General features: G+C 73.0%; 19 protein-coding genes. 10 read left to right on the top strand and 9 right to left on the bottom strand.

The features are described 5' to 3' along the window. Positions 1–67: 67 nt before the first annotated feature. Entirely contained in the window at positions 68–1,657 is a 1,590-nt protein-coding gene (locus tag ACWCSV_RS18405) for a molybdopterin-dependent oxidoreductase (RefSeq protein WP_451143373.1), read from the bottom strand. Positions 1,658–1,914: 257 nt separating this feature from the next. Here ACWCSV_RS18405 and ACWCSV_RS18400 point away from each other — a divergent pair, with 257 nt between their 5' ends. From ACWCSV_RS18400 to ACWCSV_RS18380, 5 genes are all read left to right on the top strand, one after another. Then, positions 1,915–3,195, top strand: a complete 1,281-nt coding sequence (locus ACWCSV_RS18400) for an NAD(P)/FAD-dependent oxidoreductase (protein WP_451143371.1) — start codon at positions 1,915–1,917, stop codon at positions 3,193–3,195. Then, positions 3,192–3,932, top strand: coding sequence for a DUF1365 domain-containing protein (locus tag ACWCSV_RS18395; protein ID WP_451143369.1), 741 nt, complete (start codon positions 3,192–3,194; stop codon positions 3,930–3,932). Before ACWCSV_RS18400 ends, ACWCSV_RS18395 begins: the two co-directional genes overlap by 4 nt. Then, on the top strand, positions 3,929–5,191 hold the full coding sequence (locus tag ACWCSV_RS18390; RefSeq protein ID WP_451143367.1) for a class I SAM-dependent methyltransferase: 1,263 nt from the start codon (positions 3,929–3,931) through the stop codon (positions 5,189–5,191). Before ACWCSV_RS18395 ends, ACWCSV_RS18390 begins: the two co-directional genes overlap by 4 nt. Positions 5,192–5,325: 134 nt before the next feature. Continuing rightward, positions 5,326–6,714 (top strand): class I SAM-dependent methyltransferase, encoded by a 1,389-nt coding sequence (locus tag ACWCSV_RS18385; protein ID WP_451143578.1) that lies wholly within the window; start codon positions 5,326–5,328, stop codon positions 6,712–6,714. Then, complete coding sequence (locus ACWCSV_RS18380; RefSeq protein WP_451143365.1) at positions 6,711–7,514, top strand: DUF1295 domain-containing protein; 804 nt, start codon at positions 6,711–6,713, stop codon at positions 7,512–7,514. Before ACWCSV_RS18385 ends, ACWCSV_RS18380 begins: the two co-directional genes overlap by 4 nt. 117 nt (positions 7,515–7,631) lie before the next feature. Here ACWCSV_RS18380 and ACWCSV_RS18375 read toward each other — a convergent pair whose 3' ends face one another. The 4 genes from ACWCSV_RS18375 to ACWCSV_RS18360 form a co-directional block, all read right to left on the bottom strand. Beyond that, positions 7,632–8,390, bottom strand: coding sequence for an anti-sigma factor (locus ACWCSV_RS18375; protein WP_451143363.1), 759 nt, complete (start codon positions 8,388–8,390; stop codon positions 7,632–7,634). Next, the gene (locus ACWCSV_RS18370) at positions 8,387–8,971 is read right to left on the bottom strand and encodes a sigma-70 family RNA polymerase sigma factor (RefSeq protein WP_451143361.1); all 585 of its coding nucleotides are present in this window, start codon (positions 8,969–8,971) and stop codon (positions 8,387–8,389) included. The genes ACWCSV_RS18375 and ACWCSV_RS18370 overlap by 4 nt, the downstream gene beginning before the upstream one ends. A gap of 275 nt (positions 8,972–9,246) precedes the next feature. Further along, positions 9,247–10,095: a siderophore-interacting protein gene (locus ACWCSV_RS18365; RefSeq protein ID WP_451143359.1), complete on the bottom strand. Its 849-nt coding sequence runs from the start codon at positions 10,093–10,095 to the stop codon at positions 9,247–9,249. A 205-nt stretch (positions 10,096–10,300) separates the two neighbouring features. Next, the gene (locus ACWCSV_RS18360; protein WP_451143576.1) at positions 10,301–11,209 is read right to left on the bottom strand and encodes a 5'-3' exonuclease; all 909 of its coding nucleotides are present in this window, start codon (positions 11,207–11,209) and stop codon (positions 10,301–10,303) included. Positions 11,210–11,478: 269 nt separating this feature from the next. Here ACWCSV_RS18360 and ACWCSV_RS18355 point away from each other — a divergent pair, with 269 nt between their 5' ends. The 3 genes from ACWCSV_RS18355 to ACWCSV_RS18345 all read left to right on the top strand — a co-directional run bounded on the left by ACWCSV_RS18355 (position 11,479) and on the right by ACWCSV_RS18345 (position 15,985). After that, positions 11,479–12,657, top strand: coding sequence for a quaternary amine ABC transporter ATP-binding protein (locus ACWCSV_RS18355; protein WP_451143357.1), 1,179 nt, complete (start codon positions 11,479–11,481; stop codon positions 12,655–12,657). Next, positions 12,650–15,271 carry an ABC transporter permease/substrate binding protein gene (locus ACWCSV_RS18350; protein ID WP_451143355.1) on the top strand — a complete coding sequence of 874 codons (2,622 nt, stop codon included), beginning with the start codon at positions 12,650–12,652 and terminating at the stop codon, positions 15,269–15,271. The genes ACWCSV_RS18355 and ACWCSV_RS18350 overlap by 8 nt, the downstream gene beginning before the upstream one ends. A gap of 168 nt (positions 15,272–15,439) precedes the next feature. Beyond that, a complete protein-coding gene (locus tag ACWCSV_RS18345) occupies positions 15,440–15,985 on the top strand; it encodes a helix-turn-helix domain-containing protein (protein WP_451143574.1) in 546 nt (181 codons plus the stop codon). A gap of 25 nt (positions 15,986–16,010) precedes the next feature. Here ACWCSV_RS18345 and ACWCSV_RS18340 read toward each other — a convergent pair whose 3' ends face one another. Further along, positions 16,011–17,189: a TDT family transporter gene (locus ACWCSV_RS18340; protein WP_451143353.1), complete on the bottom strand. Its 1,179-nt coding sequence runs from the start codon at positions 17,187–17,189 to the stop codon at positions 16,011–16,013. Positions 17,190–17,259: 70 nt separating this feature from the next. Here ACWCSV_RS18340 and ACWCSV_RS18335 point away from each other — a divergent pair, with 70 nt between their 5' ends. Both ACWCSV_RS18335 and ACWCSV_RS18330 read left to right on the top strand, forming a co-directional pair. Next, entirely contained in the window at positions 17,260–17,838 is a 579-nt protein-coding gene (locus ACWCSV_RS18335; protein ID WP_451143351.1) for a LysR family transcriptional regulator, read from the top strand. 52 nt (positions 17,839–17,890) lie between these two features. Next, positions 17,891–19,264 (top strand): phospholipase D-like domain-containing protein, encoded by a 1,374-nt coding sequence (locus ACWCSV_RS18330; RefSeq protein WP_451143349.1) that lies wholly within the window; start codon positions 17,891–17,893, stop codon positions 19,262–19,264. Positions 19,265–19,367: 103 nt separating this feature from the next. On the opposite strand, the gene eutC is transcribed toward ACWCSV_RS18330, so the two are convergent. The 3 genes from eutC to ACWCSV_RS18315 all read right to left on the bottom strand — a co-directional run bounded on the left by eutC (position 19,368) and on the right by ACWCSV_RS18315 (position 22,862). Further along, on the bottom strand, positions 19,368–20,204 hold the full coding sequence (gene eutC, locus ACWCSV_RS18325; RefSeq protein WP_451143347.1) for an ethanolamine ammonia-lyase subunit EutC: 837 nt from the start codon (positions 20,202–20,204) through the stop codon (positions 19,368–19,370). Beyond that, a complete protein-coding gene (locus ACWCSV_RS18320; RefSeq protein WP_451143345.1) occupies positions 20,201–21,598 on the bottom strand; it encodes an ethanolamine ammonia-lyase subunit EutB in 1,398 nt (465 codons plus the stop codon). The genes eutC and ACWCSV_RS18320 overlap by 4 nt, the downstream gene beginning before the upstream one ends. A gap of 61 nt (positions 21,599–21,659) precedes the next feature. Then, positions 21,660–22,862: an amino acid deaminase/aldolase gene (locus tag ACWCSV_RS18315; protein ID WP_451143343.1), complete on the bottom strand. Its 1,203-nt coding sequence runs from the start codon at positions 22,860–22,862 to the stop codon at positions 21,660–21,662. Positions 22,863–23,501: the final 639 nt, after the last annotated feature.

Raw genomic sequence — 23,501 nt, 5'->3', positions numbered from 1 at the left:
TCGCGAGAACTTCTGAAGTGGGGAAAGTCGTTGAAGGTGAGGGTGGAGCGGTGTCGATGACGGGGTCTCAGTCCACGTCGACCACCACCGAATGCCAGCCGGTCGCACCGTCGGGGACGGTGCCGACCCGGTGTGCGGTCTGGGTGGCGCCGGTGCCGTCCGTCGCGCGGACTTCGAGGGTGTGGTGGCCGGAGGTGGCCGGCCACTCCCACACCCACTGGCGCCAGGTGTCCCGGCCGTCCGCCGCTCCCAGCCGCGCGGTGTGCCAGTCACCGCCGTCCACCCGGACCTCGACCCGCGAGATGCCCCGGTGCTGGGCCCAGGCGACTCCGCCGACCGGCACGGTGCCGGCCTTCGGCGAGGCGAAGGGGCGCGGGGTGTCGATCCGCGACTGGGTCTTGATCGGCGCCTGCTGGGCCCAGTCCCGCTTGACCCAGTAGGCGTCGTACGCGTCGAAGGTGGTGAGCTCGATGTCCTGGATCCACTTGCAGGCCGACACGTAGCCGTACAGACCCGGTACGAGCATCCGCACCGGGAAGCCGTGCTCGAACGGCAGCGGTTCGCCGTTCATGCCGAGGGCGAGCATCGCGTCACGGCCGTCCAGGACGGTCTCGACGGGTGTGCCGATGGTCATCCCGTCCACCGAGCGCGAGACGAGCTGGTCGGCCGGACCGCCCTCGGACGGGGCCTTCACCCCGGCCTCGCGCAGCAGGTCCGCCAGCCGCACCCCGATCCACCGGGCGTTGCCGATGTAGGGGCCGCCGACCTCGTTGGACACGCAGGCCAGAGTGATGTCCCGCTCGATGATCGTCCGCCGCAGCAGGTCCCGGTAGCCGAGGGTCAACGGGCGGGCGACGCCCTTGCCGTGGATGCGCAGCCGCCAGCCGTCGGCGTCCACGCGGGGGACCACCAGCGCGGTGTCCACCCGGTAGAAGCTCTTGTTCGGGGTGACGAACGAGCTGATGCCCCGGACCCCCAGGTCCGCGCCCCGGGGTACGGCGGGGGCCGCGGAGGCGGGGACCGGCAGCCTGATGTCGGCGCGCGAGGCGGAGGCCCCGGCCTGGACGGAGGCGGTGAGGCGGCGCCCCACGTACCCCGCGCCCGCCGAGGCCGCCGCGGCGGCGGTGGCGGCGAGCACGAAACCGCGCCGGTCGAAGGAGGGCCCGGCGGGGGGTACCGGCCCGGTCCCCGTCTCCCCAGCCGCGGGTGACGGGGACCGGACCGGAGTCCGGGCCGGGGTCAGCCGACCGATCAGGAGATACAGCACTCCCGCCGCGACGACCGCACCGACCACCGAAGGCAGTGCGTCGGTGGGACTGCCCTCGGGCCGTCCCACCGCCGACACCGCCCCGACCAGACCGAAGACCAGAACGGCCGAGGCGCCGACCCGCCGGTGCCGCAGTGCCAGGACTCCCACCGCCATGGCGAAGAGCGCCAGCAGCACGAGGATGCCCAGCTGCAGCACCAGCTTGTCGTCCGTGCCGAAGTTCCGTACGGCGAAGTCCTTCACGGCCGGGGGAGTGCGGTCGATGACCGCGCCGCCCACCGCCGTGACCGGCCCCGCCTCCGGGCGTACGGCCGCCGCGGCCAACTCGGCGACGCACAGGGCACAGAACCCGGCGATCAGCCCGCTGAGGGCGGCCAGTGCGGCGCGCACCCAACGGGAGCGCCGGGACTCCGAAGGTCCCTGCCTACGCGCATCGTTCCGATCTGCTGTCACACCAGGGATTCGGCGCCGGGCGGCCGGCGGATTGGTCGTTCACCCGAATGGATCACACCTCGGTTCCGGCCAATCCGCGGGACCGCCGGCGACGAACAACTCCGTGGGGCGTCTGTCCGGCAGGCGCCCGGCCGCTCCGGCCCCGCTCAGCGCGGCCGTGGCGGCGAGCGACCAACTCACGGAAGGTGCAGGGAATGGCAGCGGTACGGCGGCGCACGGCCGTGGTCGGAAGCGGGGTGGCGGGGCTGACCGCCGCCCACGTGTTGACGAAGACCGACGACGTCACGCTCTACGAGGCGGACGACCGCCCCGGCGGGCACGCGCACACCCACGACCTGACCTCGTCGGACGGGCGGGTGCACCGCGTCGACTCGGGCTTCATCGTCCACAACCGCCGGACCTATCCGCATCTGCTGCGGCTCTTCGACGAACTCGGGGTCCGCACGCAGGAGTCGGAGATGTCGATGTCCGTCCGGTGCGAGGGGTGCGGACTCGAATACGCGGGTGCCCGCGGGGTGTCCGGGCTCCTCGCCCAACCGCGCGCGGCCCTGCGCGGCGCCTATCTGCGGATGCTCGCCGAGGTGCCCCGGTTCCACCGGGCCGCCCGCGTGGTGCTCGCGGAGCCGGAGAACGCGAACGGAGAAGGCCTGCTCACGCTGGGGGAGTTCGCCGAGCGCTACCGCTTCTCCCCTTATTTCCGCGCCCACTTCCTCACCCCGGTGGTCTCCGCCGTCTGGTCCTGCGACCCGGTCACCGCGCTCCGCCACCCGGCCCGCCATCTGTTCCGCTTCCTGGCCCACCACGGCATGCTCTCCGTCGGCGGCTCGCCGGTCTGGCGCACCGTCACCGGTGGTTCCCGCTCCTACGTCGACCTTCTGACGAAGCGGCTCTCCGCGGTGCGCACGGCCACTCCGGTCCGAGCCCTGCGCCGGCACCACGACGGCGTCGAACTGGTCACCGACGACGGGGCCACGGAGGGGTACGACCGCGTGGTCGTCGCCACCCATCCCGACCAGGCCCTGCGGCTGCTCGCCGATCCCACCGACGCGGAGATGCGCGTCCTCGGCGCGTTCCGGTACTCCCGCAACACCACGCTGCTGCACACCGACACCACGCTCCTGCCGGACGCCGCGAGGGCCCGCGCCTCCTGGAACTACCTGATGCCCTCGTGCGCGGCCGACGCCCGCCAGGTCACGGTCAGCTACGACATGACACGGCTCCAACGGCTCGACGCCCCCGAGACCTTCGTCGTCACACTGAACGACGGCGGACGGGTGGACCCCCGGAGTGTCCGCGCCCGGATGGTCTACGAACACCCGGTCTTCACACCGGAGTCGGTCGCCGCGCAGGCGCTGCTGCCCGCGCTCTCCGGACCCGTGACGGCTTTCGCCGGGGCGTACCACGGCTGGGGGTTCCACGAGGACGGCTGCCGCTCCGGTGTCGAGGCGGCCCACGCGCTGGGGGTGACCTGGTGACGGGCGTTCCCGGCGCCGCCGCGCTCTACCCGTGCACCATCGCCCATGTACGGACGCGGCCGGGCCGCTACGCCTTCCGCCACCGCACCTACCTCTGGTGCATCGACCCCGACCGCCCCCCGCGCCTGCCCCGCCCGCTGGCCCCGCTCGCCCGATTCGACGCCCGGGACCACTTCGGCGGCACGGCACCCGGCATCCGCGCCGGCCTCACCCGCTTCCTGGCGGCCCACGGTGTCGAGCTGGGCGACGGCACGGTGCGGATGCTCACCCAGGCACGGGTGTTCGGCCATGTCTTCAACCCCCTCACCGTGTACTGGTGCCACCGCCCGGACGGCTCACCGCTCTGCGTCGTCGCCGAGGTGCACAACACGTACGGGGAACGCCACGCCTACCTCCTGAGGCCCGGCGCGGACGGCGTGGCCTCGGCCGACAAGGACTTCTACGTCTCGCCGTTCTTCCCCGTCGACGGTTCCTACCGGATGCGGCTGCCGGAACCCGGGGCCCGCCTCGCGCTGACCATCCACCTGGAACGCGCGGGAGGGCGCCCGTTCACGGCGACCGTGCGGGGCACCGGGCGCCCCGCCGGGCCGGCCGCGCTGCTGCGGCTGGCCGCACGCCACCCCTGGTCCACCGCCGCGGTCTCCCTCGCGATCCGGTTCCACGGCATCCGCCTCCTCCTGCGCGGACTGCCGGTGGTCCCGCGCCCCCGTTCCCGTACTCAGAAAGGCCTGCGGTGAAGGTGTCCACCTCCCCCTGCTCCCCGTCCGTGCTCCCCGCCCCCGACCCGGAGCTCTGGCCCGACATCGTCCGGCCCCGACGCGCCTCCCGCCCGAGGACCGCCGTCGCCGAACGCGTCGTCCGGCACGCCCTGGGGCGCCTCCCGCTGCGCGCCCGGCTCGCGGGCGGCGAGAGCCTCGGCCTGGGCGGCCCGCTGCTGGAGATCCACCGCCCCCAGGCGTTCTTCCGGCGGATCGGGGTCAACGGCCTCATCGGCTTCGGCGAGTCCTACATGGCGGCGGAGTGGGACGCTCCCGATCCCGTCGCGGTGCTCTCCGTACTCGCCGGACACGTCGCCGAACTCGTCCCCGCCCCGCTCCAGCGGCTGCGCACGTTCTGGGCGCCTCGGCAGCCCGCCGCGCAGGCCAACACACCGGACGGCGCCCGGGACAACATCAGCCACCACTACGACCTCTCGAACGACCTCTTCGCGCTCTTCCTCGACGAGACCATGACCTACTCCGCCGCCCTCTTCCGGGGGTTTCCGGCCGAACGGTCCCTGCTCCCCGCCGCGCAGCACCGCAAGATCGACCGGCTGCTCGACCTGGCCGAGGTGGGCCCCGGCACCCGGCTGCTTGAGATCGGCACCGGCTGGGGCGAACTGGCGTTGCGCGCCGCGGCCAGGGGCGCCCGGGTCACCACGGTCACGCTCTCCGCCGAACAGCGGGATCTCGCGCGTCGCCGCATCCGGGACGCCGGACTGGAGGACCTGATCGAGGTCCGCCTCCGCGACTACCGGCAGGTCACCGGGGAGTACGACGCGATCGTCAGCGTCGAGATGATCGAGGCCGTCGGAGAGGAGTACTGGCCCGTCTACTTCCGCACCCTGGAGGCGAGGCTCGCTCCCGGCGGCCGGATCGCACTCCAGGCCATCACCATGCCCGACGACCGGATGAGGGCGGCGAGCGCCACCCACACCTGGATCCAGAAGTACATCTTCCCCGGCGGGCTGATCCCCTCCAGCCGGGCCCTGGAGGAGACCGCGGCACGCGCCGGCCTGCGGACCGACCGGCGCGCACGGTTCGGCACCCACTACGCCGAGACCCTGCGCCTGTGGAGGGAACGTTTCCACGAACGCGCCGAGGAGGTCGACGCCCTCGGGTTCGACGCCACCTTCCGGCGGATGTGGACCTTCTACCTCGCCTACTCCGAAGCCGGCTTCCGCTCGGGCTACCTCAACGTCGAACAGGTCCTGCTCGTACGCCCGGAGGCCCCGTGACCCCCGCCGCCGAACCGCCCGCCCGCCGCCCGCCCCTTCCCCCACCGGAGGAGAGCCCCTTGAACCCCCCGCAGGACCCCGCCGCGTCCGGCTCCGGAGCGACCGCCGCCCGGCACACCGCGGACCCCGCTGCCGTGCCGCGCCCCCGGAGCACCCCGGACACCCCTGCCCCGGACGCCCCCGCGCCGCGAGCCGTACCGGACGGCGCCGCGTCGAACGGCGCCGCCCAACGCGTCGGACCGCTGGTCGAGCGGTTCCTCGGCGGCGCGCTGCCGGTACGCGTACGCATGTGGGACGGCAGCGAGACCGGCCCGGCCGGTGCGCCGACCGTGCACGTGCGCTCCCGCCGCGCCCTGCGCCGGCTGCTCTGGCAGCCCGGCGAACTCGGCCTTGCCGAGGCCTACATCACCGGCGACATCGACCTCGCGGACGACCTCGCCGACGGACTGCGCGTCATGCGCGGGGCCGCCCGGGAGAGGGGACTGCGCCCACCCGCGCCAGGACTCGGCGACCGGATCAGGGCAGCGGTCACGGCCGTACGGCTCGGCGCGGTCGGACCCCGCCCGCCGGTGCCCGCCTCGCGGGCGGGGCTGCGGGGCGCTCTCCACAGCAAGGCACGGGACCGCGCCGCCGTCAGCCACCACTACGACCTGTCCAACGCCTTCTACACCCTCCTGCTGGACGGGACGATGGCGTACTCCTGCGGCTACTGGACGGACGAGGAGCGGCCCGGTTACGGCCCGGCCGACGCCCAGCGCGACAAGCTCGAACTGATCTGCCGGAAACTCGGACTCGGCCCCGACGGGCGGCTCCTGGACATCGGCTGCGGCTGGGGCTCGCTCACCCTGTACGCGGCCCGCCGCCACGGCGTCCGGGTCACCGCCGTCACCCTCGCCGCGGAACAGGCCGCCCACGTGACCCGGAGGGTCGGCGAACTCGGTCTGGAGGACCGAGTCGAGGTGCACCACTGCGACTACCGGGACGTACGGGGCCTGCCGGGTTTCAGGGCCGACTACGACGCGGTCTCCACCGTCGAGATGGGCGAGCACGTCGGCGACGCCGAATACCCCGCGTTCACCGCGCTGCTGCACGACGTGCTGCGCCCCGGGGGCCGGGCCTTCGTCCAGCAGATGTCCCGCGGCACCACCGCGCCCGGGGGTGGCGCCTTCATCGAGTCCTACATCGCCCCCGACATGCACATGCGGCCGCTCGGCGAGACGGTCGGGCTGCTGGAGGGCGCCGGACTCGAGGTGCGCGACGTCGAATCGCTGCGCGAGCACTACGTCCTGACGGTGGAGGCGTGGCGGCGCACCCTGGAGGCACGCTGGCCGGAGTTCGTCGCCCTCGTGGGCGAGGAGACCGCCCGGGTCTGGCGGCTCTACCTGGTGGGCGGCGCCCTCGCCTTCGAGGAACGGCGGATGGGCGTCGACCAGATCCTCTGCGTGCGCCCCGACGCCTCGGGAGCGGCGGCGATGCCCGCCACCCGGCACGGCTGGTACGAGGGACTGGGCGCGGGCCGGTGACCGGCTTCGGCTGGGCGGCGTTCGCGCAGGGGCTCGCCCCCGCGGCGGGCGCCGCCCTGGCGGTCATGCTCGTCACCTTCACGGTGGCCCTGCGCAAAGGGGTGCACCGGGTGGTGGACGTCGCCTGGGGGATCGGGTTCGCGGTCGTCGCCCTCGTCTCGTACCGCATGTCGGCGGGCGACGGCGACGGAGTGCGCCGGCTCCTGGTGACCGCCCTCACGGTGGTCTGGGGCCTCCGGCTCGCCCTGCACATCGCGCGCCGCGGACGCGGCCACGGCGAAGACCCGCGCTACGCGGCCATGCTGGACCGGGCTCCCGGCCACCCCGACCTCTACGCGCTGCGCAAGGTGTACCTGCTACAGGGCCTCCTGGTCTGGCTGGTCTCCGCCCCCGTGCAGGCCGCGCAGTACGTCGGGGGCCCGCCCACCGGGTGGGTCTGGGCCGGGTGCGCGCTCTGGTCGGTGGGACTGGCCTTCGAGGCCGTGGGGGACCGTCAGCTGGCGCGGTTCAAGGCCGACCCCGCGCACCGCGGCCTGATCATGGACAGAGGCCTGTGGTCCTGGACCCGGCACCCCAACTACTTCGGGGACTTCTGCGTCTGGTGGGGGCTGTTCCTGTTCGTCGCGGACAGTCCGGCCGCCGCGGCGGCGACCGCCGTCGCTCCCGCGCTGATGAGTTACCTGCTCATCGGCGGAAGCGGCAAGGCTCTGCTGGAACGTCACATGGCAGACCGGCCGGGCTGGGCCTCCTACCGGGCGCGTACCAGCGGCTTCGTCCCGCTGCCGCCCCGGCGGAACTGAACCGCGGCACCATCCCCCCGCGCGGCCTTTCGCCGTACGTGCGGTGCCCCGTGCGTACTCGGCGGAGCCCGGGACCTCCGAGGAGGTCCCGGGCCACCCTCCCGACGACGCCCCCGATCAGGCCGTCGGGAAGTTCATCAGTGCGAGAGGCGCCGAGGTGGGCGCGGCCGAGCCGCCCGCCGGCTCGACGGTGACGCCCATGCCCGAAGCGTCGTCGACCGGGCCGGCCAGGAGCACCGCGTCGCCCGTCGCGTCCGGGTCCATCAGCCCTGCCGAACGCATCGTCCCGCCGTCCGCGAACCACAGCTGGTAGACCTTGCCGGCCGGCGGGCGCTCCAGCCCGGAGGAGAGGAACACGGCCCGGTTCTCGCTCGACGACACCACGACCGTGCCGCGTGCCCGCGCGGCGAACTCCGCCGAGACGGTCTTCGCGTCGGGTGCGGAGAGCACGCGCGCCAGCAGTTCGTTCCGCTGGGCGGCACTCTGCGCCTCCTGCTGGGCCTCCCGTGCCACCTGGTTCTGCCACACCGCGACCCCGCCGAGGGAGGCGGCGGCTGCCAGGCAGGCGGCCAGGGCGTACCGGGTCCACCGCCCGGGCCGTCCGGGAGCGTTGGCCCGACCGCCGGGAACGCCGTGCCCCGGAGCCTCCTGACGCACCGTCGTGATCCGGAGCAGGACCTCGTCGCGCATTCCGCGCGGGGGAGCGGCGGAGACCGCGAGGGCCAGCCGGGACGCGGTGGCCGAGAGCTCCGCCACCTCCTGCGTGCAGGCGACGCATTCGGCCAAGTGCCGCTCGAAGGCTTGGCGTTCGTCCTCGGGTAGGGCGTGCAGCGCGTAGGCGCCGGTCAGCGTGTGCAGTTCCGCCGTGGTGCTCATGCGCTCACCCCCAGGCAGTCGCGCATCCGGATCAGACCGTCGCGCAGTCGCGTTTTGATGGTTCCCAGCGGTACGGCGAGGAGTTCGGCCACCTCGCGGTAGGTCAGGCCCCGGTAGTAGGCCAGGGTCACCGACTCGCGTTGCAGCTCGGACAGGGTCCGCAGACAGCGGCGCACCTGCTCGCGCTCCAGCCGGGTCTCGACCTGCTCGGTCACCTCGTCGTACGCCGGTGTGCGGTCCAGCAGAGCGGCCCGGTGTTCCCGCGCGGCCGACGCTTCCGCCGAGCGGACCCGGTCCACGGCCCGGTGATGGGCGAGCGTCAGCACCCAGTTCATGGCGCTGCCGCGGGACGGCTGGTAGCGCGGCGCGGTCCGCCACACCTCCACCAGCACCTCCTGGGCGACCTCCTCGGACTGGGCGGGGTCGCGCAGGACGGTGCGGATCAGACCCAGGACCGGTCCGCAGACGGCGTCGTAGACCTGGGCGAAGGCGTCCTGGTCCCCCCGGGCGACCTGGACCAGGAGGTCCTGGAGATCGGGTCCGGCCGAGGGCACGGGGCCGATGTACACGGCTTCTTTCAACGCGGCTTCCTCCCAGGAGGTTCATGGACTCCCCTTGATTCGGAGCCGCGGGCCGTTCGGATTGGTCGCCGGGCGAAGGGGCCCGCCCCTCGGGCGATCAGCCGGCCGGGCCGGTGCCGGGCCGGTGCCGGGCCGGTGCCAGGCCGGTGCCAGGCCGGTGCGGGAAATCCTGCCACGGACCGGCCGGCCGGCGGCCGGACATCCGTGGAACTCCGGACGCGCGTGAGCCCCGGCCGTCCTCGGAGGACAGCCGGGGCTCACGTGCCGGGGCCGGGTCAGCCGGTGGCGGGACCGGCCTCCTGCTCGCGCTCGACCTGCTCGTTCCACTCGCGCTTGACGGCACGCCAGGCGTCGTCGTTCTGGCCGAGACGCCAGTAGCCCGAGATCGACAACTGGCCCAGCGGGATCTGGCGCTCGACCCGCAGGTACCGCCGGATCTCCTTGACGAAGCCCGCCTCGCCGTGGACGAAGGCCTGCACCTCGCCCTCCGGGAAGTCCAGCCCCAGCACGGCGGCGGTGACGAGCTCGCCGACCGGGCGCTCGCCCCGGTGCAGCCAGTTCACCGACAGCCCGGCGGGGACGGCCACCTTCTGCTCCTCGGCGGCGTCGGACACCTCGATGAACACGTGCCCCCGGGCGTCGGCGGGCATCTGCTCCAGCGCCACCGCGATGGCGGGCAGCGCGCTCTCGTCGCCCACCAGCAGGTGCCAGTCGGCCGACTCCTGCGGGGCGTAGCCGCCGCCCGGGCCGAGGAGCGTCATCGGGGCGCCGGGGGAGGCCTGAGCGGCCCAGGGGCCGGCCAGCCCCTCGTCGCCGTGCACGACGAAGTCGATCGCGAGCTCACGGGTGGCCGGGTCCCAGGAGCGGACGGTGTACGTACGCGTGGTCGGCCACAGCTCGCGCGGGTACGACTCCCGGATCGCCGCCATGTCGAAGGGGTGCGCGTAGTCGGCGCCCTCGGGTGCGAAGCAGAGCTTCACGTAGTGGTCGGCGAAGCCCTCGGTCCCGAAGGAGGCGAGGCCCTCGCCGCCCAGGACCACCCGCACCATGTGGGGGGTGAGCTGTTCGGTGCGCACGACCTGCGCACCCTTGCCCTGGGGCGGTTGCCGCGTCGGACGTGCCACGTGGATCTCCCTGTGCCGGAATGTGCGGGGACCCGGGAGCCGGGGACCAGTACCCGGGGTCTCGAAACTTAGGTCTGCCTAAGCTAGCACCGGCGGGGCGGTCCGGGTACGGGTGGTCCCGTAACCAATGGATGCGCGGAACCTCCGGGAAGAAGGCCGCCCGTCCCGGCCAGGGAACCACGGTTCGCTGTGAGCCGCCGGGCTCTCACGAGTGCAGGGCCGACAGGAGCCGCTGCAGCGCGCCGCGCAGCCCCCACCGCTCGGCCAGCTCCGAGAGGGCCACCGGGTCGCGTGCCTCGCGGGGCAGCACCGGGTCGAACTCGGGAAGCGGTACGTCCCCGGCGACCCGCACCACCTTCGGCGCGACCGCGACGTACCCCCGGGCCTCGTCCAGCCGCCTGCGCTGCGAGGGGGTCAGCTTCGCCGCCGGGTCGTCCACCGCGGCCATGATCCCGGCGAGGTCCCCGAAGGCGTCCAGCAGCTTCGCGGCCGTCTTCTCGCCGATTCCGGGGACGCCCGGAAGGCCGTCGCTGGGGTCGCCGCGGAGCAGGGCCAGGTCGACGTACCCCCGGCCGTCCACGCCGTACTTCTCGCGCAGCACCGCCTCGTCCGTCACCTGGAGCGTGCCGACGCCCTTGAGGGGATAGAGCACCCGCACCCCGCGCGCGTCGTCCACCAGCTGGTAGAGGTCGCGGTCGCCGGTGACGATGTCCACCGGTCCGGTCGCCCGGCCGGTGAGCGTACCGATGACGTCGTCCGCCTCGTACGGGGAGACGCCCACGCGGGCGATGCCCACCGCGTCCAGCACCGCCTCGATCACCGGGACCTGCGGGGCGAGGGTGTCCGGGGTGTCCTCCTCGTCGGCCTGGCCCGCCGGGGTCTCCACCGCCACCCGGTGCGCCTTGTAGGTAGGGATCAGCTCGACCCGCCAGGCCGGGCGCCAGTCCGCGTCCATGCAGGCGACCAGGTCGTCGGGGTGGTGGTCCTGGACCAGCCGGCCGATGAAGTCCAGCAGCCCGCGCACGGCGTTGACCGGGGTGCCGTCCGGTGCGCGCACCGAGTCCGGCACGCCGAAGTAGGCGCGGTAGTAAAGGGAGGCGGTGTCGAGGAGCATCAGGCGTCGCGTCATCCCCCGATCATGCCCCACGGCACCGACACCGGCCCGGGGCGGCGTGCCCGCAGGGGGCCGCGGACAGGGGGTGAAAAGTGACCTGGGTCACAGAAATGTTTGCTCCGGATAAGCGAGGGCAGGCGCGGCACCGGAGCGGATCACGTCCAAAGTTCAACTTGTGTACGTGCCATGCGGACAGATTCCGTGCCGCTCCACGGTCCGCCGACGCGGGGGTGTGGCGGACCGTTTCCGGTTCAACCCGCGAGGTGTATGTGTCAAGGCTGCAGGCCGAGCACCTGTACAAGGTGTTCGGCAGACGACCCGATCAGGCCGTGGAGAAACTCGAGGCCGGCGCGAGCCGTGACGAGCTGCGCGCCGACGGAACGACCGCAGCGGTGATCGACGCGTCGTTCACCGTGGAACCGGGACAGATCTTCGTCGTGATGGGTCTCTCGGGTTCGGGCAAGTCCACGCTTCTGCGGATGCTCAACGGACTCCTGGACCCCACAGCCGGAAGCGTGCTGTTCGACGGCCAGGACCTGACGTCGCTGAGCCCCCGCGAGCTCCGCCACGTCCGCTCGTCCAGGATCAGCATGGTCTTCCAGCACTTCGCGCTCTTCCCGCACCGCAGTGTGCTGGAGAACGCCGCGTACGGCCTGGAAGTGCAGGGCGTCGCCAAGGCCGAGCGCGAGAAGCGCGCCGCCGAGGCGCTGGAACTGACCGGGCTCGGCGGCTGGGAGAAGTCCTGGCCCGACGAGCTGTCGGGCGGTATGCAGCAGCGCGTCGGGCTGGCCCGCGCGCTCGCCACCGACGCCGACCTGCTGCTGATGGACGAGTCCTTCAGCGCACTGGACCCGCTGATCCGCCGCGACATGCAGGACCAGCTCCTGGAGCTCCAGAAGCGCCTGAAGAAGACCATCGTCTTCATCACCCACGACCTCAACGAGGCCATGCGCCTCGGAGACAACATCGCGGTGATGCGGAACGGCGAGATAGTCCAGCTCGGCTCCGCCGAGGACATCCTCGTCACCCCGGCCAACGACTACGTCGCCTCCTTCACCCAGGACGTCGACCGTGCCCGGGTGCTGACCGCCGGCGCCATCATGGCCGAACCGCACACCGCCATGGGCTCCACCACCGAGGACGGCACCGAACTGCGCACTCCGCAGGACGTGCTGGACGCGGCCCCCGCCACGGTCGCCGAGTCCACGCCGATCATCGAACTCTTCACCCCCTGCGCGTCGAGCGGCACCCCGGTCGCCGTGACCGACGAACGGGGCAGGCTCGTCGGGGTCGTTCCGCGCGAGCGGCTTCTCGCCGTGCTGGGCGAGCCGATGAAGCCCGCCGTGCCGATGCCCGCCGCCGAGGACACCGCGCCCGCCGCGGAGGCCGCCGGAGCGGAAGACGCCGACGCCGAGGACCTCACCGCGAAGAAGGTGGCCCGTGTTTAGGCTCCCTCTCGGTGAATGGGTCAACTCCGCGGTCGACTGGCTGCAGATCCACCTCGCCTGGCTCTTCGACGCCATCAGCTCGCTCGTCAGCGGTATGTTCGACGGCATCGCGGCGGTCCTCTCCGCCCCCGCTCCGCTGCTCTTCGCGGGCATTGTCGCCGTCATCGCCTGGTGGCTGCGCGGACTGCCCGCCGGTGTCCTCGCATTCGTGGGATTCGCCCTCATCGACTCCGTCGAGCTGTGGGACGAGGCGATGGACACCCTCACCCTGGTGCTCGTCGCCACCATCGTCACGCTGGTCCTGGCGGTCCCGCTCGGCATCTGGGCCTCCCGGTCCAAGAACGTCAGCGCGGTGACCCGGCCGGTTCTGGACTTCATGCAGACCATGCCCGCCATGGTCTATCTGATCCCCGGCGTGATCTTCTTCGGCGTCGGTGTGGTCCCCGGCATCATCGCCACCATCATCTTCGCGCTGCCCCCGGGCGTCCGGATGACCGAACTCGGCATCCGCCAGGTCGACGGCGAACTCGTCGAGGCGGCCGAGGCGTTCGGCACCACCTCCCGCAACACCCTGCTGCGCGTGCAGCTCCCGCTCGCGCTGCCCACGATCATGGCGGGCATCAACCAGGTCATCATGCTGGGCCTGTCCATGGTGGTCATCGCCGGCATGGTCGGCGGCGGCGGCCTCGGCGGCTCCGTCTACCGCGCCATCGGCAACGTCGACGTGGGCCTCGGGTTCGAGGCGGGCATCTCCATCGTCATCCTCGCCATGTACCTGGACCGGATGACGGGCGCGCTGGGGCGCGAGGTCTCCCCGCTGGGCCGCCGGGCGCTCGCCAAGGCCCAGGCCCTGGCCGGAGGTCCGAAGTTCTGGAACTACCGCCCGCAGGGTGCCGTCGCGCTCACCGGCGTGGTGATCCTCGCGCTCGTCGCCGGAGGCATGGGCGTCTTCGGCGGCGGCTCCTCCGCCACCGCCGCGTCCTCCTCGTCCGTCGGCGCGGGCAAGAAGATCAGCATGGGGTACATCCCCTGGGACGAGGGCATCGCCTCCACGTACCTGTGGAAGGAGCTGCTGGAGCGCCAGGGCTTCGAGGTCGACGTCAAGCAGTACGAGGCCGGAGCGCTGTACACCGGCATGGCCAACGGCCAGATCGACTTCGAGACCGACTCCTGGCTGCCCGTCACCCACGCCAGCTACTGGAAGAAGTACCAGGACCGCCTGGACGACCTGGGTTCCTGGTACGGCCCCACCTCGCTGGAGCTGGCCGTCCCCAGTTACGTCAAGGACGTCAAGACCCTCGACGACCTCAAGGGCAAGGGCGCCTCGTTCAAGAACCGGATCGTCGGCATCGAGCCGAGCGCCGGCGAGTCGGCCCTCCTGAAGGACAAGATCCTGCCGGGCTACGGCCTGGACGGCGAGTACAAGGTCGTCGACGGCTCCACGCCCTCGATGCTGGCCGAGCTGAAGCGCGCCTACGCCAAGAAGGAACCGATCGTCGTTCCGCTCTGGTCGCCGCACTGGGCCTACGACCAGTACGACCTGACGAAGCTGAAGGACACCAAGAACCTCTGGGGCAAGGGCGACGGCATCCACACCCTCTCCCGCAAGGGCTTCGCCGCCGACAACCCCGAGGCCGCGTCCTGGCTGAAGAACTTCAAGATGTCCGAGGCCCAGCTCACCAGCCTGGAGGCCGAGATCCAGAAGGCCGGCGCGGGCAAGGAGCAGGACGCCGTCCGCACCTGGCTGAAGGCCCACCCGGACGCCGCCGCGAAGTGGACCCCGTCGGCGAAGGCGTCGAAGGCCGCCGGCGGCGAGGACGAGCGCGACCGCGCGCTGAACGTCGCCTGGTTCCCGTGGGAGGAGGACATCGCCGCCACCTACCTGTGGAAGGCCGTCCTGGAGCAGCGCGGCTACACCATCAACCTCAAGCAGTTCGAGGTCGGCCCCATGTACGCGGCGATGTCGCGCGGCCAGATCGACGTCCAGTTCGACGGCTGGCTGCCGTACACGCAGGCGAACTACTGGAAGAAGTACCAGAGCGACCTGACCGACATCGGCTCCTGGTACGGCCCCACCTCCATCGAGGTCGCGGTGCCCGGCTACGTCAAGGACGTGCACACGCTCGCCGACCTCAAGGGCAAGTCCGCGGAGTTCAAGGGACGCATCGTCGGCATCGAGCCCGGCACCGCCACCATGGAGAACCTGAAGAACAACGTGCTGCCGGCCTACGGGCTGGACAAGGAGTACAAGGTCGTCGACTCCTCCACCCCCGGCATGCTCGCCGAGCTGAAGCGGGCGTACGCCAAGAAGGAGCCGATCGCCGTCGTGCTCTGGACCCCGCACTGGGCGTACGACCAGTACGACCTCACCAAGCTGAAGGACCCGAAGAAGGGCTTCGGCACCGGTGACCGGCTGCACACGGTCGCCGCCAAGGAGTTCCCCGAGAACTACCCGCAGCTCACGAAGTGGTTCAAGAACTTCGAGCTGAGCGAGGACCAGCTCGCCGGACTGGAGAACGGCATCGCCAAGGCCGGTACCGGCCACGAGGAGGAAGCCGTGAAGTCCTGGATGGACGCGCACCCGTCGATCGTGGACACGATGGCACCGCAGTAGTCGCGAAGTCCGCGTACGCGCAGGTCAGGGGTGGTCACCGCCGGGAGGCGGGGGCCACCCCCCGCGCGTTGCCGGGACTTCTCCTCGGTGAGGGAATCGCGCAACCATGTGCGTAAGGTGCTGGCAGCCGGGAGGATGGCCGGACGGGAGGGAACCGACATGGGCGAGATGGACGGGAAGGAAGCACTGCGGGTGGGCTCCGCGGTGCGCCGACGCCGAAGAACCCTGGGGCTCACGCTGGCCGCCGTGGCCGCGCGCAGCGGCCTCTCGGTGCCCTTCCTCAGCCAGATCGAGAACGAGCGCGCCCGGCCCAGCGCCCAGTCGCTCACCAGGGTCGCCGAAGCGCTGGAGACCACCACCGCCAAGCTCCGCGAGGCCGCCGACTCGGCACGCGCCGTTGACGTGGTGCGCGGCGGCGACGAGGAAGGGGCCCGCCGGGTGGTGCGGGGCCGCCACCAGCTCAGCGCCCTGGAGTTCGTCGGGGAGCAGGACCTCGGCCGGGAGTTCCAGCACCGCAACGACGAGCTCATGTACGTCGTCGCGGGCGCCGTGGACGTGGAGGCGGAGGGCCAGGCCTACCGCCTCGGCCGCGGCGACACGCTCTTCCTCTCCGGCGGGGTCCGCCACCGCTGGCGGGCCACCCTCCCCGGCACCCGGCTGCTGGTCGTCGCGGTGGCCGAGCACATCGACGCCACCTACGACTCCCGCCGCTGACGGGCCCGGAGGCGTGGCCCGGTGCTCAGGCCGTACGCACGGCGGCCGGCCGGGCCGGCGCCCCGAGCAGCGTGCCGCCGAGCAGTCCCCGTACGGTACGCGTCCCGGCCACCACCCACGCGGCCACCAGGCAGACGAACAGCGCCTCGGCCAGCCAGCCGAAGGCGTGCAGCCCGGTGTGGCGGGCCAGGCCCGCCGCTCCGGTGACGCAGGTGCCGAGCGGGAAGGTGAAGCCCCACCAGGTCATCGCGAAGCCCATCCCTGCCCGCAGGGCGCGCACGGTCAGGGCCGTCGAGAGGGCCAGCCAGAGCAGGGCGAAGCCCATGACGGGCACCCCGTAGAGCACCGCCAGCGCCCCGAGCCCGGTCGCGTACGGGGCGCCGATCGCGCCCGGCGCGACGTCGGCCAGCTGGTTCACGGCGGTGGTCGACTGGCCGAGCGGCCCCAGCACCAGGAAGAGCGTCGGCGTCAGCGCGAGGGGGAGCGGCCCGTGGTGCAGCAGCCGCGCGAGGACGAGGGGCAGCAGCGCGAGCGTCGCCAGCAGCGTCAGCCCGAACATCGCGTAGCAGCCGAGGAGCAGCGCCTCGCGCCCCTGGCCCGCCGGGAGCCTGCTGATCAGGAGCGGGCCGAGCGCCGCGGAGACCAGGGGCGGGACCAGCGGCAGCAGCCACGCGGGGGCGGCGCTGCCGGGTTCGAGGCGGTGGCGCACCACCATCAGGTACGGCACCGCCACCGCGACGGCCAGCCCCAGCACCGAGCCCGCCGAGTACAGCACCACGTCCACCACCAGCGCGGCCCGCTCGCCCACCACCGGCGTACCGGCCACCATCGTGGCCCCGCCCACCGAGAGCAGCGCCATCGGCAGACAGCCGAGGAACGGGGCGACCGCCGGGTCCAGCAGATGGGCCCGGGCCTGGTCCCGGTGGTGGCGCCAGTGCCCGGTACGGGCGGCGAGCACGGCCACCAGCAGAACGACGGAGAGTGCCCAGACGACGGTGCACGCGCCCCGCAGCCCGGGAACGTGCACCGGCAGCGCCGTTCCGGCGCTCGCGACGATCGCGGTGCCCATCACCGTCGCGTACCAGTTCGGGCCGAAGGCGCGCAGCGCCAGCCGCTTCGGTGCGGCGGGAACCGGTGCGGCGGGAGCCGCCGCGTCGGTACGTGTGATCGGCGGCCGGATCAGGGTCCGCTCATGGATGGCCATTACACGATTCTCTGCCGCGTACACCGCCCCCACCAGGCACTTCGTGTCTATGAGGTCATAAGCTGACGTTATGCCCCATGCCGCCGACGACCCCGCCCGCATACCCCTGTCCCACCGCGTCCCCGACCTCGGGGCGCTGGAACTGCTCCTCGCCGTCGCCCGCCTCGGCAGCCTGGGCCGCGCCGCCAGGGACCTCGGCATCAGCCAGCCCGCCGCCTCCAGCCGGATCCGCACGATGGAACGGCAGCTCGGCGTCGCCCTGCTCGACCGCTCGCCGCGCGGCTCCACCCTGACCGACGCCGGGGCCCTCGTCACCGACTGGGCCCGCCGGGTCGTCGAGGCCGCCGAGGCCTTCGACGCGGGCGCCCAGGCCCTGCGGGACCGGCGGGACTCCCGGCTGCGGGTCGCGGCCAGCATGACCATCGCCGAGTACCTCCTGCCGGGCTGGCTGATCGCACTGCGTGCCGAACGCCCCGGAACCGCCGTCTCGCTGCTCGCCGGAAACTCCGAACAGGTGGCCCGCCGCCTCGTCCCCGTCCAGCTCACCGGCGTACGGCTCCGGCGCCAGCTGCGGGCGGTCTGGCCCACCGGGCACCGCCCGGCCGGACCCGCCCGCGACCTGCTCTCGCTGACGGCGCGGGGAGCCTGAGGGCTTTCCGGTGGGCGCCACGGATTGCGGGCGTCCCTCCTAGGCTGCGCGCATGATCAAAAAGAGACTCGTTCCCGCCCTCGCCATCGCGGGCCTGCTGGCGATGGCGGCTCCCTCCGCCTCGGCCGAGGCGACGACCTACGTGTCCACGGGTGCCATCTTCAACAACCCCAAGGGCCCGCAGGCCGAACAGAACGCGATCCTCGGACACGTCGGCCGGCTCATCAACGGCGCGCTGCCCGGATCGACGATCAAGATATCGATGTACGCCTTCGGGTCCGGCTGGACGGCGGACCGGCTCGTCGAAGCCCATCACCGGGGCGTGAACGTCCAGGTCCTCGTGGACGACGACACCATCAGCGAAGCCTGGATGGGACAGTCCGGCAAGACGGTCCGGGACAAGCTCGTCTCCGCCTTCGCCGAGACCCCGCCCTCCGGCACCACGTACGGCACCTCCTGGTTCCGGGTGTGCGAGTACAACAAGCCGTGCCTGGCGGACAGTTCGATCGGCGGCGTCAACCACAACAAGTTCTTCCTCTTCTCCCGCACGACCGGCAGCGGTTCGCCCACCACCGGGGTCCCGGTCGACGACGTCGTCGTCCAGTCCTCGGGCAACCTCACCGGGCAGGACCTCAGCTCGCTCTGGAACGACGCGATGACCGTCGTGGACAACCAGGCCCTCTACACGGGCTACACGGCCTACTTCGACCGGCTGGCCCAGGCGCAGGCCGACAAGTCGCGGGTCAAGGACTACCCCGTCGACGTGGAGGCCGGGGCAGTCAAGGCGTACTTCTTCCCGCGCGCCTCGACGGACGTGGTCGTCAACATCCTGAACACGGTGGGTACCGGCGTGGACGGCGTGGCACCCAAGAACGGCGAGTACCCCGGGTGCTCGGGGAACAGCGCGGGACACGGCACCGCCGACGGGCGCACGGTGATCCGGATCGCCAACGGCCAGATCTCCCGTCCGGCCGTGGCCCAGAAGCTCTGGGAGATGGCCGACGACGGCTGCTACATCGACGTGGTCTACGGCAAGCTCGCGGACTACGCGGCGGAAGGGGACCACCGGGAGACGGCGTACTGGCTGACCAGGTCGACCGAGCTCGGCAAGATCTCGCTGCACCGTCTGGACAACCAGGGACTGTCGGCTCCGGAGGCGGCCGACGGCACCACCGCGGGCACCGGCACCACCTCACACACCAAGTACATGGTCATCGACGGTTCCTACAAGGCGAAGAAGGACCAGCGGATCGTCTTCACGGGCAGCCACACCTTCACGGGGATGGCCCTGACCGACAACGACGAGACGCTGCTGAAGTACGAGGACAAGAGCGCGGACGCCGACGTCTTCAACGCCTACGTGACGAACTTCCGCGCCCAGCGTGCCGCGGCGACGGCCGAGGCCGAGTACGGCGGCGTCCTGTAACGGCCCGGTGGCGGCGCGGCCTCCCGCCACCCTGCGGGCGGAATGCGACCGTCCTCCCTGCGGGACCGCCCGGCGCCCTCGTCGTCCGCGCGAGAGCACCCGTTCACCAGGGCGTCGGGACGTCCCCCGCGGGCAACGCGCCGGGCCCCGCAGGGTCCTCCCCGCTCAGCGCCACCCCCGAGAGCCCGAGCCGCTCCGCCCCCGCGACGAGCGAGGCGACCGTGCGCGCGGCCGCCCGGTAGCCGAGCCCGGCCGGCGGGTGGATGTTGGAGACGCAGTTGCGCTCCGCGTCCCGCCGCCCGGTCCGGGGCCCGTACGTCAGATACACCCCGAGGCTGTCGGCGGCGCTGAGCCCGGGGCGTTCACCGATCAGGACGAGCACCAGCCGGGCGCCGACCCGCTCCGCGATCTCGTCCCCGAGCGCCACCCGCGCCTGGGAGGCGAGGACCACCGGAACGGCCTCCCGGCCCCCGCGCGCGCCCTCGTCTCCGTCTCCGCCTCCGCCTCCGCCGAGCAGCGGCACCAGTGCCTCCAGCAGCGGCAGCGCGTGGAGCTGGACCGCCGTGGCGGAGAGCCCGTCCGCGATCACCACCAGCGTTCCGCCGCCGGGCAGCCCCGCCAGGCGGGGCCCGTCGTCCGGATGCAGCTTCCGGCCCAGGTCGGGGCGGCGCAGATAGGCCGCCCGGTCCGGGGCGGCGCTGCGCACCTCGGCGACCGGATGGCCCGTCAGCCCCGTACGCAGGGCGTCGAAGTCCACCGCCTGGTGGACCGCGTCCCGCGCCAGGGCGTGCGCGGCCTGGAACTCCAGCAGATGCCGTAGCGGCAGCGCGTGGCCCGTCCGCCCGAGCCCCACCCGGGCCGGCGTGTGCCGCCGCAGCGGTTCCCAGAGGCCGGAACCCCGTTGCTCCTCCGGGCTCCTGTTCTCCGCCGGCCCGCTCACGCTTCCCCGGTCATCGCGGCCAGACCGGCGGCCAGCGGGCTGTGCGCGACCGGCGCCACCGCCCGGCCCTCGGAGTCGTACATCCCCATCCGCTCCATCCACGCCTCGAACTCCGGCGCCGGACGCAGCCCCAGCACGGACCGTACGTACAGCGCGTCGTGGAACGAGGTGGACTGGTAGTTCAGCATCACGTCGTCGGAGCCCGGGACCCCCATCACGAAGGTGCAGCCCGCCACCCCGAGCAGCGTCAGCAGGCTGTCCATGTCGTCCTGGTCGGCCTCGGCGTGGTTGGTGTAGCAGACGTCGACGCCCATCGGCAGGCCGAGCAGCTTGCCGCAGAAGTGGTCCTCCAGGCCCGCCCGGATGATCTGCTTGCCGTCGTAGAGGTACTCCGGACCGATGAACCCGACCACCGTGTTGACCAGCAGCGGGCGGAACCGCCGCGCCACGGCGTAGGCGCGGGCCTCCAGCGTCTGCTGGTCGACGCCGTGGTGCGCGTCGGCGGAGAGCGCGCTGCCCTGGCCGGTCTCGAAGTACATGACGTTGTCGCCGAGTTCGCCCCGCCCCAGGGAGAGCCCCGCGTCGTGGGCCTCCGCGAGCAGGGCCAGATCGATGCCGAAGGCGCGGTTGGCGGCCTCGGTCCCGGCGACGGACTGGAAGACCAGATCGACCGGTGCGCCCCGCTCGATCGCCCGGAGGGTACGGGTGACATGGGTGAGCACACAGGTCTGCGTCGGGATCGCGTACCGCTGCCGGATCTCGTCCGTCAGCCGCAGCAGGTCCGTCACCGAGGCCAGGGAGTCGGACGCCGGGTTGATGCCGATGACCGCGTCCCCGCAGCCGTACAGCAGCCCGTCGAGCACGGAGGCCGCGACGCCCCGGGGATCGTCCGTCGGATGGTTGGGCTGGAGGCGCACGGAGAGCCGTCCCGGCAGACCGATCGTGTTCCGGAACCGGGTGACGACCGTGCACGCGCGGGCCACCTGGACCAGGTCCTGGTTGCGCATCAGCTTGCTCACCGCGGCGGCCATCTCCGGGGTGAGCCCCGGCGCCAGCGCCGCGAGCGCGGCGGGGGTCGCCCGGTAGGAGAGCAGCCAGTCGCGGAACTCGCCGACCGTCAGCCCGGCGACGGGCGCGAACGCCGGAGCGTCGTGGGTGTCGACGATCAGCCGGGTGACCTCGTCGTCCTCGTAGGGCACCACCGGGTCGTCGAGGAAGGCCCGCAACGGCACCCCGGCCAGCGCGATCCGGGCCGCCGTGCGCTCCGCGTCGCTCCGCGCGGCGACCCCCGCCAGCTCGTCCCCCGAACGCGCCGGACCGGCCCGCCCGAGCAGGTCCCGCAACCCGTCGAACCGGAAACCGGCCACCCCGACGGAGGCCGTGTACTGGGGCATGGCAGCACTCCTTCACCCGGCAGGCGCTGGGACCCCGAGCCTGCCACACGGAGGACCGTCCTCAGAGGAAGGTCCGCCCCTCACCCCGGTACGTCGGCACGGTGGCGGTGATCCGGTCGCCCTCGATCAGCTGCAACGCGTCGAACCGCTCGCACAGTTCGCCCGCCTTCGCGTGCCGGAACCACACCTTGTCGCCGATCAGCAGATCGTCGGCGGCCGAGCCCAGCAGCGGCGTCTGGACCTCGCCGGGCCCCTCCTGAGGGTCGTACCGCAGCCCCTCGGGGAGGTACGGGACCGGGAGCCGGTCCGGGCCCGCCGCGCCGGACGCCGGATAGCCGCCGCCGAGCACCGTCACCACGCCCACCCCGGGCCTGCGGACGACGGGCTGCGCGAAGAGCGCCGCCGGACGCCCCGTGAACGACGTGTAGTTGTCGAAGAGGCGGGGGACGTACAGCCCCGATCCGGCCGCGATCTCCGTCACCGCGGACTCCGCCGCGGTGTGCTGCACGCTCCCGGTGCCGCCGCCGTTGACGAACTCCAGGTCCGGCACGACCGCGCGCACCGCGCGCACCACCTCGGCCCGGCGCACCACCAGCTCCCGGCGGGCCGTGGCCTGCATCAGCCGGACGGCCCGGGACCGCAGCGGACGCCCGGAGACCGCGTCCCCGACCCCCGCGATGTGCCCCTCGTACGCCATCAGGCCGACCAGCCGGAACCCCGGCCGACGGGCCACCGACCGTGCGAGGTCGGCGAGTTGGGCGGGGGAGCGCAGCGGAGACCGGAGCGCGCCGATCCTGACCCGGCCGCCCAGCAGGCGCAGCGAGGTGTCCAGCTCCAGCGCGACCCGGATCTCCTCCGTGCCGCCCGCGCGGGACGCGTCGATCAGCTCCAGCTGCGCCGGGTCGTCCACCATCACCGTCACCGAGGCGGCGAGCTTCGGGTCGGCGGCCAGTTCGGCGAAGGCCGAGCGGTCGGCGGACGGGTAGGCGAGCAGCACGTCGTCGAAGCCCGCCCGGGCCAGCCAGAGCGACTCCGCCAGGGTGAAGGACATGATCCCCTCGAACCCCGGCCGCGCGAGCACCCGTTCCAGCAGGGCCCGGCAGCGGACGGACTTGCTCGCCACCCGGATCGGCTTTCCGGCGGCACGGGCGACGAGGTCGTCCGCGTTGGCGTCGAACGCCTCCAGGTCGACGACCGCGAGCGGTGCGTCGAGATGGGCGGTGGCCCGGTCGTAACGGGCCCGGTCGGTGGCGCGCACAGTCATGGCGGCAGCTTGCCAGATAGGCGTACCCATCGGTAAGGGCCCGCGGGGAATCGCTGTTCCGCGTTCCCGCGCCCCGCCGGACCGGCCCGGGGGCGCCGGCCGGGGAACGAACGGCGCGGATGCGACGCCCGCACCGACCCGTTCCCCGCGGCCCGCCCGCAGCCCGTAGAGTGACCGGCACGCGGCGACCAACGGGCTTGCCCGGGTGCGTGTTCCGCGAGCGGTACGCGAGGTGAACCAGGGGGACGGGATGAGTACCGAGGCGCAGCACGCTCCCGTGCCGCCCCGCCCACCGGTCCCGCCCGGCACCACCACGCCCCCGCCTCCCGGAGCCCCCGCGCCGGGCCCGGCCGCCGCCGCCGCGCCTGTGGGCCCTGTCGCTCCGGCCGGTCCCGTCGGCCCTGAGCCGGCCGCACCTCCCGCACCTCCCGCACCTCCCGCACCTCCCGCACCTCCCGCACCTCCCGCACCTCCCGCACCTCCCGCACCTCCCGCGCCCCCCACCGCTCCTCCCGCGCCGCCTGCCGTACCTGCCGTACCTCCCGCCCAGGCTCCCGTGCGGCCCGTCGTGCCCCCGTGGGGGGGGGCCGCGGCCGCCGCCGCCGCCGGCCCGCGGGCGGCCCGCCGGGCGGGCGGGGC

The organism is Streptomyces sp. NPDC001770, from assembly GCF_053596135.1.
Note: the sequence above shows the minus strand (reverse complement) of the source record. Positions and strands in the feature narration are given on the sequence as shown.

Bases quoted from the DNA above. Each gene is read 5' to 3' on its own strand.
- ACWCSV_RS18400 (WP_451143371.1), top strand. From the start codon at position 1,915: ATGGCAGCGGTACGGCGGCGCACGGCCGTGGTCGGAAGCGGGGTGGCG.
- ACWCSV_RS18375 (WP_451143363.1), bottom strand. From the start codon at position 8,390: ATGAGCACCACGGCGGAACTGCACACGCTGACCGGCGCCTACGCGCTG.
- ACWCSV_RS18360 (WP_451143576.1), bottom strand. From the start codon at position 11,209: ATGCTCCTCGACACCGCCTCCCTTTACTACCGCGCCTACTTCGGCGTG.
- ACWCSV_RS18345 (WP_451143574.1), top strand. From the start codon at position 15,440: ATGGACGGGAAGGAAGCACTGCGGGTGGGCTCCGCGGTGCGCCGACGC.
- ACWCSV_RS18340 (WP_451143353.1), bottom strand. From the start codon at position 17,189: ATGGCCATCCATGAGCGGACCCTGATCCGGCCGCCGATCACACGTACC.
- ACWCSV_RS18335 (WP_451143351.1), top strand. From the start codon at position 17,260: ATGCCCCATGCCGCCGACGACCCCGCCCGCATACCCCTGTCCCACCGC.
- ACWCSV_RS18330 (WP_451143349.1), top strand. From the start codon at position 17,891: ATGATCAAAAAGAGACTCGTTCCCGCCCTCGCCATCGCGGGCCTGCTG.
- ACWCSV_RS18320 (WP_451143345.1), bottom strand. From the start codon at position 21,598: ATGCCCCAGTACACGGCCTCCGTCGGGGTGGCCGGTTTCCGGTTCGAC.
- ACWCSV_RS18315 (WP_451143343.1), bottom strand. From the start codon at position 22,862: ATGACTGTGCGCGCCACCGACCGGGCCCGTTACGACCGGGCCACCGCC.